The sequence below is a fragment of the Ensifer sesbaniae genome, assembly GCF_013283665.1.
GTDB lineage: Bacteria > Pseudomonadota > Alphaproteobacteria > Rhizobiales > Rhizobiaceae > Ensifer > Ensifer sesbaniae.
In genome coordinates, this window is the sequence record NZ_JABEKU010000001.1 from 3,151,465 (window position 1) to 3,164,909 (window position 13,445).

General features: G+C 63.0%; 14 protein-coding genes. 4 read left to right on the plus strand and 10 right to left on the minus strand.

From position 1 onward, the window contains the following. Positions 1-5 precede the first annotated feature (5 nt). The 3 genes from BHMPCIPO_RS15365 to BHMPCIPO_RS15375 all read left to right on the plus strand — a co-directional run bounded on the left by BHMPCIPO_RS15365 (position 6) and on the right by BHMPCIPO_RS15375 (position 1,882). A complete protein-coding gene (locus BHMPCIPO_RS15365) occupies positions 6-797 on the plus strand; it encodes a heme ABC transporter ATP-binding protein (RefSeq protein ID WP_173517559.1) in 792 nt (263 codons plus the stop codon). 160 nt (positions 798-957) lie between these two features. Then, complete coding sequence (locus tag BHMPCIPO_RS15370) at positions 958-1,326, plus strand: ElaB/YgaM/YqjD family protein (RefSeq protein ID WP_173517560.1); 369 nt, start codon at positions 958-960, stop codon at positions 1,324-1,326. Between the two features lie 124 nt (positions 1,327-1,450). Then, positions 1,451-1,882, plus strand: coding sequence for a hypothetical protein (locus BHMPCIPO_RS15375; protein WP_173517561.1), 432 nt, complete (start codon positions 1,451-1,453; stop codon positions 1,880-1,882). A 41-nt stretch (positions 1,883-1,923) separates the two neighbouring features. On the opposite strand, the gene BHMPCIPO_RS15380 is transcribed toward BHMPCIPO_RS15375, so the two are convergent. From BHMPCIPO_RS15380 to BHMPCIPO_RS15390, 3 genes are all read right to left on the minus strand, one after another. Further along, positions 1,924-3,426: a sensor histidine kinase gene (locus BHMPCIPO_RS15380; RefSeq protein WP_173517562.1), complete on the minus strand. Its 1,503-nt coding sequence runs from the start codon at positions 3,424-3,426 to the stop codon at positions 1,924-1,926. Positions 3,427-3,635: 209 nt separating this feature from the next. Continuing rightward, positions 3,636-4,190 carry an RNA polymerase sigma factor gene (locus BHMPCIPO_RS15385; RefSeq protein ID WP_173517563.1) on the minus strand — a complete coding sequence of 185 codons (555 nt, stop codon included), beginning with the start codon at positions 4,188-4,190 and terminating at the stop codon, positions 3,636-3,638. Between the two features lie 8 nt (positions 4,191-4,198). After that, positions 4,199-4,393: a NepR family anti-sigma factor gene (locus BHMPCIPO_RS15390; protein WP_058320782.1), complete on the minus strand. Its 195-nt coding sequence runs from the start codon at positions 4,391-4,393 to the stop codon at positions 4,199-4,201. A 137-nt stretch (positions 4,394-4,530) separates the two neighbouring features. Here BHMPCIPO_RS15390 and BHMPCIPO_RS15395 point away from each other — a divergent pair, with 137 nt between their 5' ends. After that, positions 4,531-5,325, plus strand: a complete 795-nt coding sequence (locus BHMPCIPO_RS15395; protein ID WP_173517564.1) for a response regulator — start codon at positions 4,531-4,533, stop codon at positions 5,323-5,325. Positions 5,326-5,693: 368 nt separating this feature from the next. Here the strand turns inward: BHMPCIPO_RS15395 and BHMPCIPO_RS15400 are convergent, their stop codons facing one another. From BHMPCIPO_RS15400 to BHMPCIPO_RS15430, 7 genes are all read right to left on the minus strand, one after another. Next, positions 5,694-7,277, minus strand: a complete 1,584-nt coding sequence (locus BHMPCIPO_RS15400) for an FGGY-family carbohydrate kinase (protein WP_173517565.1) — start codon at positions 7,275-7,277, stop codon at positions 5,694-5,696. 308 nt (positions 7,278-7,585) lie between these two features. Then, entirely contained in the window at positions 7,586-8,254 is a 669-nt protein-coding gene (locus BHMPCIPO_RS15405) for an HAD family hydrolase (protein WP_173517566.1), read from the minus strand. A gap of 100 nt (positions 8,255-8,354) precedes the next feature. After that, a complete protein-coding gene (locus BHMPCIPO_RS15410; protein ID WP_173517567.1) occupies positions 8,355-9,839 on the minus strand; it encodes a mannitol dehydrogenase family protein in 1,485 nt (494 codons plus the stop codon). Positions 9,840-9,879: 40 nt separating this feature from the next. Beyond that, a complete protein-coding gene (locus BHMPCIPO_RS15415) occupies positions 9,880-10,653 on the minus strand; it encodes an L-iditol 2-dehydrogenase (RefSeq protein ID WP_173517568.1) in 774 nt (257 codons plus the stop codon). Further along, a complete protein-coding gene (locus tag BHMPCIPO_RS15420; RefSeq protein ID WP_173517569.1) occupies positions 10,650-11,651 on the minus strand; it encodes an ABC transporter ATP-binding protein in 1,002 nt (333 codons plus the stop codon). The genes BHMPCIPO_RS15415 and BHMPCIPO_RS15420 overlap by 4 nt, the downstream gene beginning before the upstream one ends. Before the next feature lie 11 nt (positions 11,652-11,662). Next, the gene (locus BHMPCIPO_RS15425) at positions 11,663-12,493 is read right to left on the minus strand and encodes a carbohydrate ABC transporter permease (RefSeq protein WP_173517570.1); all 831 of its coding nucleotides are present in this window, start codon (positions 12,491-12,493) and stop codon (positions 11,663-11,665) included. Between the two features lie 5 nt (positions 12,494-12,498). After that, positions 12,499-13,371 (minus strand): carbohydrate ABC transporter permease, encoded by an 873-nt coding sequence (locus BHMPCIPO_RS15430; protein ID WP_173517571.1) that lies wholly within the window; start codon positions 13,369-13,371, stop codon positions 12,499-12,501. Positions 13,372-13,445 lie beyond the last annotated feature (74 nt).

Consider the following 13,445-nt stretch of genomic DNA (forward strand, 5'->3'; position numbering starts at 1 on the left):
AAACCATGATCAACGTCTCCAATCTCTCCGTCCGACTCGGCGGGCGACCCGTCATCCATGGCGTATTCCTCGAGGCTTTGCCGGGCGCATTGACCGCCATCGTCGGACCGAACGGCTCCGGCAAGACCACGACGCTGAAGGCGATCTCCGGCGAGCTTTCGCCGTCGAGCGGAGCGATCCGCATCAACGGCCGCGACCTCAGCGGGCTGAAGCCGTGGGAACTCGCGCTGATGCGCGGCGTGCTGCCTCAGTCGACGGTCATTTCCTTCCCCTTCACCGTGCGCGAAGTGGTGAGGTTGGGCCTTGCCGCCGGTGCCAATGCGGATCCCGCCGCGCACGACCGCGTCACGGCCGAGGCGTTGGAAGCGGTGGATCTCGCGGGCTTTGCCGGGCGCTTCTACCAGGAATTGTCGGGCGGCGAGCAGCAGCGCGTGCAGCTTGCCCGCGTCCTCTGCCAGATCTCCGATCCGGTGATCGACGGCGAGCCGCGCTACCTGCTTCTCGACGAACCCGTGTCGAGCCTCGATATCCGCCACCAACTGGGGATCATGCAGCTCGCCCGCAAGTTCTGCGAACGCGGCGGCGGGGTCGTCGCCGTGATGCATGACCTCAATCTCACGGCCATGTTCGCGGACCATATGGTGATGATGAAGGCCGGCAAGGTCCGCGCCAACGGTGCCCCCCGCGAGGTTCTGACCGACGAGACGATGGAAGCCGTTTTCGGCTGCCGCATGCAGGTGGGTGTTGCGCCGTCACCGCACGTGCCTTTCGTCCTGCCGCAGACTGCATCGCTCTGACCGCGTTCGATCGGCCAAGGTCAAGTTTTCACGAAACAATTTCTGCACTTGTGCGTTGTTCTCCCGAAGCGCCGGAAAGGGTCTCTGGTTGTGCCCACCGGTTCCATCAGACAGCGCCGACCGCTCGCGGCCGGCGCAGGCGTGAAAGGAAGTATTCATCATGGCGCTAGGCCTCTTCTCCGGTTCGGGCTCGCGATCGACCAAAAGCAACGGCAAGCTCGCCGATCTCTCCATCGAGGAACAACTGGGCGAGTTGCGGAGCGATGTCGCAACGCTCGTCGCCTTGCTCGCCGATCGCGGATTGGCCGCCTCAAAGCAGGCGCGCGGCAAGGTGCAGGATGCCCGTGAACAGGCCGAAGCCGGCATCAGCGATTTGCTGGCAAGCGGCGAAGACCTGCTGGCCGAGCTTCGCGACCGCTATGCCGGCACAGAAAAGCAGGTCCGCCATGCTGTTCGCGAGCATCCCGTCGCCACGCTCGGCGCGGCTGCCCTGATCGGGCTCGCCGTGGCGGCGCTGCTTCGTCGCTGACTTGCAATCGGTCGAACTGGACCTGCGGGCAACAGCTCGCAGTTCGAGATGAGGAAAGGCATGTAGCTTTTCCACCGGTATCTCGCCCCAACCTATCAGAGTCGAGCACGACGGGGAGTAACGCATGGGATCATTGACGGCCGCCCTCGCCAGCCTCTTGGCCGCCGACATCGGCGCCACCGCCTCTCGTGTGAAGCGCAACGCAGCCCTATGGAGTGTCATAGGGCTGTTGCTCGTCACCGCCTACGTCTTCGCCCTCGCAGCCACCTTTCTGTTTCTGAGTGTTCGCTACTCCCCGGTCGCGGCCGCAGCGGCAATCGCCGGGGCGCTGGTCGTCACCGCCCTGGTGTTTATTGCCATCCTCATCGCCCTGCAGAACCGGGACCGTCGTCTTCAGGAAGAACGCCGCCGCCGCACGCAGATGCAGACCAATCTGACGCTGCTCGCAGTAGCCGGCATCCTGCGCAAGCAGCCGCTTCTTGCCGTCGCCATCGCTCTCGCAGTCGGCGCTCTCTTGGGAACCGGCAAGCGGCGTGGACGCAAACACGACGATTGATGCACAGCCAGTCGTCGTCTTAATCGGCGGGCGCGATCCCGTCAGAGCGGCAACCGGATAAGCGCCGTGACACCGGCGGGGAGATACTCGACCTTCACCGAACTGCCCAGCACCTTGTCGAGGCTGCGCTCGATCAGGATGGAGCCGAAGCCGCGCCGCTTGGGCTCAAGCACCGGCGGCCCGCCAACCTCGCTCCAGGTAAGATGAAGGACGGTGTCACCGTCTTCGACGACGTTGCGTGCCGTCAACACGACCTTGCCTTTCGGCACTGAAAGCGATCCGTATTTCACGGCGTTGGTTGCAAGTTCGTGCAGCACCAGCCCGAGACCGACCGCCTGGTCGGGACCGAGCGACACTTCGTCCTTATGCAGTTCGATCTGGTCCGCATAGGCGCTCACATGCGGCAGCAGTTGCTTGGCGATCAGGTCGGCAAGCCGGATCGTGCCCCACTCGTGATCGGAAAGCAGACCATGCGCCTCGGAGATCGCCTGCAAGCGACCGGCAAACGCGGTCATGAATTCGGCCGGATCGCTCGTCTGGCGAAGCGTCTGGCGCGCGAGCGATTGCAGCATGGCGAGCGTGTTCTTGACCCGGTGATTGAGTTCCTTCAGCAGGAGCCGGGTGCGCTGCGCCGAAGCTTGCTGGTCGGTGACATCGATCGTCACGCCGATGAACGTCAGCGGATTGCCCTTGGTGTCCCGATCGTGCACGCGGCCGCGGCCGAGCAGCCAGCGTCCCGTGTCGCCGATACGGAACATACCGTCATATTCGTCGTCGGCCTTCATCGCCTGGCGAAGCTTGGCGAAAGTCGCGCCGCGATCGTCGACGTGGATCGCGCCGAAGATGTCCCGGGCGCCAACCGAGCTGTCGGCCGAAAGTCCGAACATGCGTTTCAAGGCGCTGTTGCCGGCAATCGCACCCGAGCGGATATCCCAAAGCCAGCTGCCGATGTTGGCCGCTTCCAGCGCCATCGCGTGCCGCTGCTCCTCGCGCGACAATGCCGCCTCCTTCAACGCGCGTCGACGGGCCTCGTCCTTGACCTTGAAGAGCGAGGCTGCGAGCGCGGCAAGCCGGCGCAATTGGTGGATGAGCGATTGCGATACGTCAGCGCGCGGCTTGTCGTCGAGCACGCAAACCGTGCCCACCGCCTGCCCGTCGAGCATGATCGGCGCGCCGGCATAGAAGCGCAGGAATGGCGGCCCCTTGACCTGCCTATGGCGCGCGAACCGCGGATCGGTCGAGGCATCGAGGACGACGAGGCTTGAATCGGCCGCAGCGGCTACATGCGCACAAAATGCGTCTTCGGCTGGGGCACGGGTCTCATCGGTGCCGACGGCTGCCTTGAACCACTGCCATTGGCGGTCGATCAGCGTCACCAGTGCGACCTGTGCGTCGAAAAGCCCGGCAGCGATTTCGGCGATCCCGTCGAAGTCCCGGTCCGGAACGGCCATGTCAGGCACGGTCGCATGCAGGACGCCAAGACGCTCGGGCGCGTCGAGCAGCCTCGTCACAGGCGGATCCGTTTTCTCTGTCCTCACGTGCATACGGTCTCAATTCTCAATCTGAACGAGATGAGGAAGCCGCCGGGGTCAACCGCATCCCGCTCGATTTGGAGCGTCTCGACCCAATGTCGTCACGACTGCGCATTCGTCAGTCGATATCAGCCGTCACCGCCTATCCCCTCGGGCCCCAGCCGCCAGTGAAAGCAGGACGCCGCCGCTTTTGCAACGGTATCCGGCCCGAATTTCTTCCCTCAGGAGACGAAGGCGCGCGACGTGACCGGAGCCGAGGTTTCGTCAGGTCCATAGTCGTTTTCACCCTTCACCTGGAGGATGTCCTGCAGCCGCTGACGCGCGCGGTTCACCCGGCTCTTGATCGTACCTAGAGCGCAGCCGCAGATCGTCGCCGCCTCCTCGTAGGAGAAGCCGGAAGCGCCGACCAGGATGATCGCTTCGCGCTGGTCCGGCGGCAGCATATCGAGCGCGCGCCGGAAGTCCTGCAGGTCGAGAGATCCGTATTGCTCGGGATGATGGGCCAGCGACTCGGTGAAGTGCCCGTCGGTGTCCTGCACCTCGCGCCCACGCTTGCGCATCTGGCTGTAGAGCTCGTTGCGCAGGATCGTGAAGAGCCAGGCCTTCATATTGGTGCCCATCTCGAAATGGTCCTGCTTCGCCCAGGCCTTCATGATCGTGTCCTGGACGAGGTCGTCGGCGCGGTCGTGGCGGCCGATCAACGACATGGCGAAGGCGCGCAGGCTCGGCAAGGCGGCAAGCATCTCTCGCTTGAAATCATTCTTTTCGGACGACATTCTGGCACTTACTCCCTGCCCTGCAGTGCCGACTGCTGCTCGGCCGCGTCGAGTTTTTCCAGAAGATCGAGAAAACGCGCGGGTATCGCCTCTTCCTGCACGGACTGATAAAGCGCTTTCAGCTTTGCTGCGATCTGCGCGTTTGGATCTTCTGTCCATAAGGTCGTGCCGGTAGTCCGCCCTGCCCCTGTCTTATATTTCATTGTCAAACTGTCGCCTTCGAGTGTCCATAGCCGCCATAACGCGGCGGAAAATTGAAATGTTCCCCTTGGGGAACCTTTTTTTACGTCCGGCGTTCTCGCAACGTCACCGTAGAAAGATATTCGAGGGAGTTCCCCCTATGACATTGTCCACGCGGATCGCACCGCTTCTGCCGTATCTGCGCCGTTACTCACGCGCGCTGACCGGCTCGCAGACATCCGGCGACGCCTATGTCGCTGCCGTTCTCGAAGCGCTGATCGCCGACACGTCGATTTTCCCGGAAGCAAGCAATGACCGCGTCGGCCTGTTCCGACTCTTCACTTCACTTTTCGGTTCCTCGTCCGTCCTCGTGCCCGAGCCGGTCTCGCCTTTTGCCTGGGAACAGCGTGCGTCGATCAATCTCGCAACGGTCTCGCCCCTTGCCCGCCAGGCCTTCCTGCTCGTCTCGGTCGAAGGTTTCCGTCCCGAGGAAGCCGCCGAAGTGCTCGACGTCTCCACCGATAAGGTCGGCGCCCTGCTCGACCGCGCCTCGCAGGAAATCTCGCGGCAGGTCGCGACCGATATCATGATCATCGAGGACGAACCGCTGATCGCCATCGACATCGAGCAGATGGTCGAGAGCCTCGGCCATCGCGTCACCGGCATCGCCCGGACGCGCGACGAAGCGATCGCCCTTTACAAGAAGACCCGGCCAAGCATGGTGCTTGCCGACATCCAGCTCGCCGACGGCAGCTCGGGCATCGACGCCGTCAACGACATCCTGAAGACGAGCGCCATTCCGGTGATCTTCATCACCGCCTTCCCGGAACGGCTGCTGACCGGCGAACGGCCGGAACCGACCTTCCTCGTCACCAAGCCCTTCAACCCGGACATGGTCAAGGCACTGATCAGCCAAGCGCTGTTCTTCAACGAATCGACCAAGGCGGCGGCCTGAGCACGGGTCATTTCGCCGTTCCCGAAACGGCGAAATGACCACCCTTTGCTGGACGGCACCCTTCGGGACAACACCTCCACCTTTCCCGCAATCGACCTTGGCAGCAGCACCTGCTCACAAGCCTGCGCCTGCGGCATCGTACTTGGGCGGACACCCGTTCTTCGATTACCCCCCAAACACACGACAGCCAGTGCCGAGGGAAGGCACTGGCTGGTATGTGCAACTCACTCGGGGAGTGTGAGTTGTAGGCCGGCGGTCTGCCTCCGGCGCGGCATTGGGGGCTATGCGCGCCACCGTCCGGTCGCAAACAAAATGCGCGACGCGGCAAAAGGTTCCATGCGCTTGCGCTGGCTGTTTCGCCTACCGACTCATAGCATCTTGTCGAGTTCGTCACGGTGGCGGTAGAGCGCCAGGAACCGACGGTAATCGCGGTCATAGGTGGCGCGAACGCTTGCATCCGGCGCGCGCTCATGTCCGTCCGACGCCATTGCCGTGCCCGCGGCCGCGAGGTCCTGATGGATGCCGCCGGCAACGGCCGCCGCCATCGCCGTACCCAGCAGCACCGCGTCCGGCGCCTGCGGCGCCACCACGCGGCAGCCGGTCGCATCGCAATAGAGCTCCATCAAAAGCGCGTTGCGCACGTGGCCGCCGGTAACGTGCAGCGTGTCGAGCTGATAGCCGACTTCGCGCATCATCTCCAGGATGTGACGGATGCCGAGTGCGATCGCAACGCAGGTGCGCCAATAAAGCCGGCAGAGCGCATCGAAGGAGGAATCGAGCGGCAAGCCGCTGATAACGCCGAGCCCGTGCGGATCGGCAAGCGGCGAGCGGTTGCCATGGAAATCGGGAAGCACATGCAGGCGATCGGCAAAAGCGGTCCCCTGCTCCGCCCGCAGTTCCTGGACGCGGGCGATGATCCGGCCATGCGTCTCGGCGGTCGGCTCGAGACCGCCGCCATGCAGCCGCACGATATGATCGAGCAGCGCGCCGGTCGCCGATTGCCCGCCTTCGATCAGCCAGGCGCCGGGAAGAACCGCTTCGTAATAGGGGCCCCACATGCCGAAGCCGGGCTTCATGTCCCTGGAGAAGGCGACGATGCAGCTCGACGTGCCGGCAATCAGCGCCAGTTGCCTTTCGAGCTTTTCCGGCGCACCGACGAACCCGCCAACGACGCCGAGCGCACCGGCATAGGCGTCGATCAGGCCCGGCGCCACCTGGCAGCCTTCGTCCAGTCCGAGCTCGGCCGCCGCCGCTGCATTCAAGTGGCCGACCGAACTTCCGATCGGCAAGCTCTCTTCCGGCAGACCGCCGCGTTCGATGAGATCCTCGAGCCCGATCCTTGAGAGATAGTCGGGCTGCCAGCCACGCGTCTCATGCGCCAGATAGTTCCATTTTGCCGTCAAAGTGCAGCGCGAGCGCGCAGCACTTCCGGTCGCCCGCCAGGAGAGATAGTCGGCGAGATCGAAGAAGAAGCCGGCCTTCTGCCATTGCTCTGGCAGATTGCGCTTCAGCCACATCAGCTTCGGCATTTCCATTTCCGGCGACATGACCCGGCCGGAAAAGTCGAGCACCGGGTGACCGGTGGCCGTGCAGAAGTCAGCCTCTGCCAGCGCCCGATGGTCGAGCCAGACGATCGTGTCCCAGCGTGCCTCGCCCTTGCGGTTGACGGAAAGCGGCTTGCCGTCCCGGTCGCGCACCACCAACGAGCAAGTGGCGTCGAAACCGATCGCCGCAACGTCTTGCGCGGCGATACCAGCCCTATCCTTGGCCGCCTTGACCGCGCCGCAGACGGCGCGCCAGATATCCTCGGAGTCATGCTCGGCATGGTTTTCTTCCGGCCGGTTCATGGCGATCGGCAAGTCGGCACGCGCAAGCAGCGTACCTTTTCGGTCAAAGATACCGGCGCGCGCACTGCCGGTGCCGACATCGACCGCAACGACGAATTCACGCATCAATGAATGTCTCGCCCCCTAGAGCAATTCCAGGAAAAGTGTGAAACGGTTTTCCGTCCGGAATTGCTTAATTTCAAAAGGTTAGATCACGGTGGTTTTCGGTTGGATCGACCCAAAATCAAACCGTGATCGATTGTCATAAGTTCGAGTGGGATATGGGCGGAATCCGCACACATTCTCCTCACCCCGCTCTACTGCATGTTTCCTTTGATCGCCGCCGATTAAAGGACAAAACATGCAGCACTTCAAAATGCTACAGCGACCTTTGCGCGTCTCATAGGACGCGCGGCGCTGTAGTTCCGTCCCTGCTATCGGCCGACAAACTGTAACAATTCGCCCATGTCGTCAAACAGCACGTCGGGGCTGAGGTCGGAGAGACTTTGCCGATGCTTGTCCGTGCGCGCGTGGCTGCCGCCGGCAAAGGCGAAGACCCGCATGCCCGCCGCCTTCGCCGCTTCGATGCCCGCCGGACTGTCCTCGACGACGACGCAATCCTTGGGGGCGAAACCCATTTCGCGGCTCGCATGCAGGAAGAGATCAGGCGCCGGCTTGCCGTGTTTGACCATGGTGGCGGAGAAGATGTTGGGCTCGAAGAGATCGATGAGGCCGGTGACGGTCAGCGACAGGCGGATGCGTTCCGGCTGGCTGGACGAGGCGACACAGCACGCGCCCTCGAGGCCCTCGACCGCTTCGCGAATGCCTGCAATTGGCTGCAGTTCCGAACGAAAGCGATCGTAGAGACGAAGGCGCATGCCCTCGAGGAACACGTCGTCGGTGGCGAGCCCGTATTCGTCGTGCAGGATCGCCGACATGCTTTTCAGGCTGCGCCCGAGAAAGCGTTCCGTCGCCTCCTCGGTGGTCATCGAAACACCGGCGGCCGAGAGCACGTCCACCAGCACTTCCAGCGAAATCGGCTCGCTATCGACGAGCACCCCGTCGCAATCGAAGATCACCAGCCCGGACGCCGCATCCGCCATAACACCCCTACCCCTTACAGCGACGCGCACCACGCAAGGGTCGCCGTAACGCTTTGAATTGGCGCATAATTCATCCCTGCATCGAATCCGATCCAGGAAATTATGCGGTAAGCTTGTCGTCCAGATAAAGCTGGAGCGTAGCGCGCGTACCCTTTTCCCAGAGGGTTTTCAATGCATGAGCGAAGCGGCGGCGGAAGAGATCGGAGCGCGCGACATCGCCGAAGATGTCGCCGAGCGCCAGGAAGGCCATCGGATCGTCCTTGGCGGCAAGTGCTGCCTTGTTCAGCCGGTCGGCACTCTGGTCATTGAAGACGATCGCCTTGCCGCTATCCGACGTGCCGGCGAAATAGCGGCACCACAGCGCCGAAACGAGCGAGAGGCCCACGACATCCTCGCCGCGCTCCAGCCGGTCGGCGGTCGAAGGCAGGATGAATTTCGGCTGCCGGTTGGAGCCGTCCTGCGCCAGGCGCGGGATCGTGTCGCCGATCTTGGGATTGGAGAAGCGTGTCTCGATCAGCCTGTAATAGTCACCGAGATCGGTGTTCGGCACCGGCGGGATGACAGGGATGATCTCGTCATGTTCGAGCTTGGCAAGGAAGGCGCGGATCAGCGGTTCCTCCATCGCCTCATGCACGAAATGGATATCGAGCAAGGCGGCTGGATAGGCGATCGCCGCATGACCGCCGTTGAGGATGCGGATCTTCATGTGCTCGTAGGGCGCCACGTCAGGCACGAACTGGACGCCCACCTTCTCCAGCGCCGGGCGGCCGAGTGGGAAATGATCCTCCAGCACCCATTGCTTGAATTCCTCGCAGAACACCGGCCAGGCATCTTCGATGCCGTATTCATCGGCAACGATGCCGATCTCGCGAGCGCCGGTCGCCGGCGTGATCCGGTCGACCATACCGTTCGGGAAAGCGACATTGGCGTCGATCCAATCGGCGAAGGCCGGGTCGAAGAGCCGCGCGAGCCCCGCGACCGCCGCATGCGTGACCTCGCCATTGCCCGGAATATTGTCGCAGGACATCACGGTGAAGGGCGGAACGTTCTTGTCCCTGCGCGCTTTCAGCCCGGCAACAATCAGCCCGAACACCGTTTTCGGGGCCGCCGGACTCTGCGCGTCGGCAACGATGGATGGATGGGTCGGGTTGAACACGCCCGAGGCCGGATCGATGAAATAGCCGCCTTCGGTGATGGTCAGCGACACGATGCGGATCGCCGGATCGGTGAGCTTCGCAACGATCGCCCGGATGTCGCCGGGCTCGAGATAGTCGATCATCGCGCCGGTGACATGAGCCCCGGTGCGGTTGTTGTCCTGCTCCACCACGGTCGTCAGGAAATCCTGCGCCGCAAGCTTGGCGCGCATCGTTGCATCGGAAGGAAGAACCCCGGCACCGATGATGGCCCAGTCCAGATCGTGTCCGGCATTGAAGAGATCATCGAGATAGACGGCCTGGTGCGCCCTGTGGAAGTTGCCGACGCCGAAATGCACGATACCCGCCGTCAGTTGCGACCGGTCGTAGTTCGGCACGCCGGTCTTGGCCTTGATCGTGTCGAGGGCGGCAAGTGAGAGTTTGGTCGTCATGGTCTCGTATCCTTTCGAGGCCTTGCCTGCGTGCACAGGCTCAGCTCATCCAGTTGCCGCCGTCGACGTTGTAGGTCTGCGAGACGACGTAGTCGCTCTCCGCCGAGGCGAGGAAGATCGCCATTCCGGTCAGGTCCTCGGCCGTTCCCATCCGGCCGAAGGGCACCGCGGCGCCGACCAGTCTCTTCTTTTCGCCGAGCGGGCGGTTCTCGTATTTGGCAAACAGCGCATCGACACCGTCCCAGTGCTCGCCATCGACCACGCCGGGCGCGATCGCGTTGACGTTGATGCGATGCTTGATGAGGTTGAGTCCGGCCGACTGGGTAAGGCTGATGACCGCCGCCTTCGTGGCGCAATAGATCGCGACCAGCGCTTCGCCGCGGCGTCCCGCCTGGCTCGCCATGTTGATGATCTTGCCGCCCCGGCCTTGCGCGATCATCTGCTTTGCCGCCGCCTGCAGGGTGAACAAGGTGCCGGCGACATTGATCGAAAACAGCCGGTCATAGCTTTCGCGGGTGATCTCGACGATCGGCGCGAGGTCGAAGAGTGCGGCATTGTTGACGAGGATGTCGAGCCCGCCGGTTTGGCTGACGACCGCTGCGATCGCCGCATCGATCGATGCCTGCTGTGTCACGTCCATCTCGACCGCGTAAGCGCCCGCACCGATCTCGGAGGCCGTCTGCCGCGCCCGATCGATGTTGATGTCGGCGATCGCGACCGTCGCACCTTCGCGGACATAGGCCTCGGCGAAGGCACGGCCGATCCCCCGCGCAGACCCGGTGATCAGCGCCCTCTTTCCTTCGAGCCGTCTCATCGGATTGCCAGCCCCTTGTCGTCGAATCTGTGGACGCGCTGCGGATCCGGCGTCAGGAACACGCGATCGCCATGGGTCACGGCGAAATCGCCGCTGACCCGCGCCGTCACCGTGCCGATGCCGTCGACATTGACATGCAGGAACGTATCGGAGCCGAGGTGTTCGGCAACACCGACCGTGCCCTGCCAGGCGCCGCTGTCCTTGGAAAGCGCCAGGTGTTCGGGGCGGATGCCCATCGTGTGCGCCTGATGGGCGGCCGCTGCGGCACCGTTTACGAAGTTCATGCGCGGCGAGCCGATGAAGCCGGCGACGAACAGGTTGTCCGGCTTGTGATAGAGCTCGAGCGGCGAACCGACCTGTTCGATGCGACCGCGATTCAGCACCACGATCTTGTCGGCCATGGTCATGGCCTCCACCTGGTCGTGGGTGACGTAGATCATCGTCGTCTTCAGATCCTGGTGCAGCTGGCTGATTTCCAGCCGCATGTTGACGCGCAGCGCCGCATCGAGGTTCGACAGCGGCTCGTCGAACAGAAAGGCCTTCGGCTGGCGCACGATCGCCCGGCCGATCGCGACACGCTGGCGCTGGCCGCCGGAAAGCTGGCGCGGCTTGCGGTCGAGATAATCAGTGAGGTTGAGCACGCGGGCGGCATCCGCCACCTTCTTGTCGATGACGGCCTTGTCCTCGCCCGCCATCTTCAGGGGAAAGGCGATATTCGAGCGCACGCTCATATGCGGATAGAGCGCATAGGACTGGAACACCATCGAGAGACCCCTCTGGGCCGGCGGCAGTTCGGTGGCGTTTTTGCCGTCGATGACGATGTCGCCGTCACTGACGTCTTCCAGGCCGGCGATCAGCCTGAGCAGCGTCGACTTTCCGCATCCGGACGGCCCGACGAAGACGACGAACTCGCCATTGTTGATGTCGAGGTCGATCGAGGGGATGACGGCATGGGCGCCGAAAACCTTCGAAACCTTGCTGAGTGTAATGCTTCCCATTGTCGTATCCCTTATTTGACCGCGCCGAAGGTGAGGCCGCGTACGAGCTGCTTCTGCGAGAACCAGCCGAGTATGAGGATGGGGGCGATCGCCATGGTCGAGGCGGCCGAGAGCTTGGCGTAGAACAGGCCTTCGGGGCTCGAATAGGAGGCGATGAAGGCCGTCAGCGGCGCGGCTTTCGCGGCGCTGAGGTTCAGCGTCCAGAACGCCTCGTTCCAGGCGAGGATGATGTTGAGTAGCAGCGTCGAGGCGATGCCTGGAATCGCCATCGGCGTCAGCACGTAGATGATCTCCTTGGAGAGCGAGGCGCCGTCCATGCGCGCGGCCTCCAGGATCTCGCCCGGAATCTCCTTGAAGTAGGTGTAGAGCATCCAGATGATGATCGGCAGGTTGATCAGCGTCAGCACGATCACCAAGCCGGTGCGGGTGTCGAGCAGGCCGGTGTTGCGGAACATCAGATACATCGGCACCAGCACGCCGACCGACGGCATCATCTTGGTGGAGAGCATCCACATCAGGACGTCCTTGGTGCGCTTGGTCGGCGAGAACGCCATCGCCCAGGCGGACGGAATGGCGATGACGAGGCCGATCAGCGTCGACCCGAAGGAGACGACGACCGAGTTCATGAAGTGGCGGAAATAATTCGAGCGGCTCTGCACCTCGAAGTAATTTTCCGTCGTCCAGTCGAAGAACAGCAAGGACGGCGGCGAAGCGATCGCTTCGGCCTCGCTCTTGAAACTCGTCAGGAACGTCCAGAGGATCGGGAAGAAGATCAGGATCCCGATCGTCCAGGCCACGACCGTGACGACCACCTTGCGTCGGGTTGAGACGTTGCGTGCCATGGTTCTCAAGCCTCCAGCGTCTTGCCGATCATGCGCATCAGGAAGAATGCGACGATGTTGGCGAGGATGACTGCGATGATGCCGCCGGCGGAGGCACCGCCCACGTCGAACTGCAGCAGTGCCTGCGCATAGACGAGGAATGTCAGGTTGGTGCTTTGCGTGCCCGGCCCGCCATTGGTGGTCACCAGGATTTCGGCGAAGACCGAAAGCAGGAAGATCGTCTGGATGAGGATGACGACCGTGATCGCGCGGGAAAGATGCGGCAGCACCAGATAGATGAAACGGCTCCAGGCGCCGGCGCCGTCCATCTGCGCCGCTTCCTTCTGCTCCTCGTCGAGCGACTGCAGCGCCGTCAGCAGGATCAGCGTCGCAAAGGGCAGCCATTGCCAGGCGACGATGAGGATCACCGACAGCAGCGGCGCGTTGGCGAGGAAGTCGAATGGCTGCAGCCCGAAAAGCTTGGCAACCCAGGCAAAGAGCCCATTGACCGGGTTCATGAACATGTTCTTCCAGACGAGCGCCGCCACCGTCGGCATGATCAGGAAGGGTGCGATGACAAGGATGCGCACGATCCCCTGCCCGAACATCGGCTGGTCGAGCAGCAGCGCCAGCGCGATGCCGCCGATCACGGTGATGAACAGCACGCCGAGCACGATCGCGAGCGTGTTGAAAATCGCCTGGAAGAAGGCGGGATCGGTGAGGAAGTAGCTGTAGTTCGAGAAGCCGGCGAACTCTTCCATTCCCGGCATCAACAGATTGTAGCGCAGGAACGAGAAATAGATGGTCAAGGCCAGGGGAACGATCATCCAGGCCAGAAGCAGAAGCACCGAGGGCGCGATCATCAGCCGCGCGGCGGAGCGGGTGTGCAAGGTCGCCATGGCGTCCCCCAATGATGGAATTCAACGCTGTTTCGAGAGCTCGGACCAGGCGCGGGCTTGTCAGGCGCCTGCCT

What these genes read in the sequence shown, in the direction of transcription:
- BHMPCIPO_RS15380 (WP_173517562.1), bottom strand. Translation starts at nt 3,426, where the DNA reads ATGCACGTGAGGACAGAGAAAACGGATCCGCCTGTGACGAGGCTGCTC.
- BHMPCIPO_RS15395 (WP_173517564.1), top strand. Translation starts at nt 4,531, where the DNA reads ATGACATTGTCCACGCGGATCGCACCGCTTCTGCCGTATCTGCGCCGT.
- BHMPCIPO_RS15410 (WP_173517567.1), bottom strand. Translation starts at nt 9,839, where the DNA reads ATGACGACCAAACTCTCACTTGCCGCCCTCGACACGATCAAGGCCAAG.
- BHMPCIPO_RS15415 (WP_173517568.1), bottom strand. Translation starts at nt 10,653, where the DNA reads ATGAGACGGCTCGAAGGAAAGAGGGCGCTGATCACCGGGTCTGCGCGG.
- BHMPCIPO_RS15385 (WP_173517563.1), bottom strand. Translation starts at nt 4,190, where the DNA reads ATGTCGTCCGAAAAGAATGATTTCAAGCGAGAGATGCTTGCCGCCTTG.
- BHMPCIPO_RS15390 (WP_058320782.1), bottom strand. Translation starts at nt 4,393, where the DNA reads ATGAAATATAAGACAGGGGCAGGGCGGACTACCGGCACGACCTTATGG.
- BHMPCIPO_RS15430 (WP_173517571.1), bottom strand. Translation starts at nt 13,371, where the DNA reads ATGGCGACCTTGCACACCCGCTCCGCCGCGCGGCTGATGATCGCGCCC.
- BHMPCIPO_RS15405 (WP_173517566.1), bottom strand. Translation starts at nt 8,254, where the DNA reads ATGGCGGATGCGGCGTCCGGGCTGGTGATCTTCGATTGCGACGGGGTG.
- BHMPCIPO_RS15375 (WP_173517561.1), top strand. Translation starts at nt 1,451, where the DNA reads ATGGGATCATTGACGGCCGCCCTCGCCAGCCTCTTGGCCGCCGACATC.
- BHMPCIPO_RS15420 (WP_173517569.1), bottom strand. Translation starts at nt 11,651, where the DNA reads ATGGGAAGCATTACACTCAGCAAGGTTTCGAAGGTTTTCGGCGCCCAT.
- BHMPCIPO_RS15425 (WP_173517570.1), bottom strand. Translation starts at nt 12,493, where the DNA reads ATGGCACGCAACGTCTCAACCCGACGCAAGGTGGTCGTCACGGTCGTG.
- BHMPCIPO_RS15365 (WP_173517559.1), top strand. Translation starts at nt 6, where the DNA reads ATGATCAACGTCTCCAATCTCTCCGTCCGACTCGGCGGGCGACCCGTC.
- BHMPCIPO_RS15400 (WP_173517565.1), bottom strand. Translation starts at nt 7,277, where the DNA reads ATGCGTGAATTCGTCGTTGCGGTCGATGTCGGCACCGGCAGTGCGCGC.
- BHMPCIPO_RS15370 (WP_173517560.1), top strand. Translation starts at nt 958, where the DNA reads ATGGCGCTAGGCCTCTTCTCCGGTTCGGGCTCGCGATCGACCAAAAGC.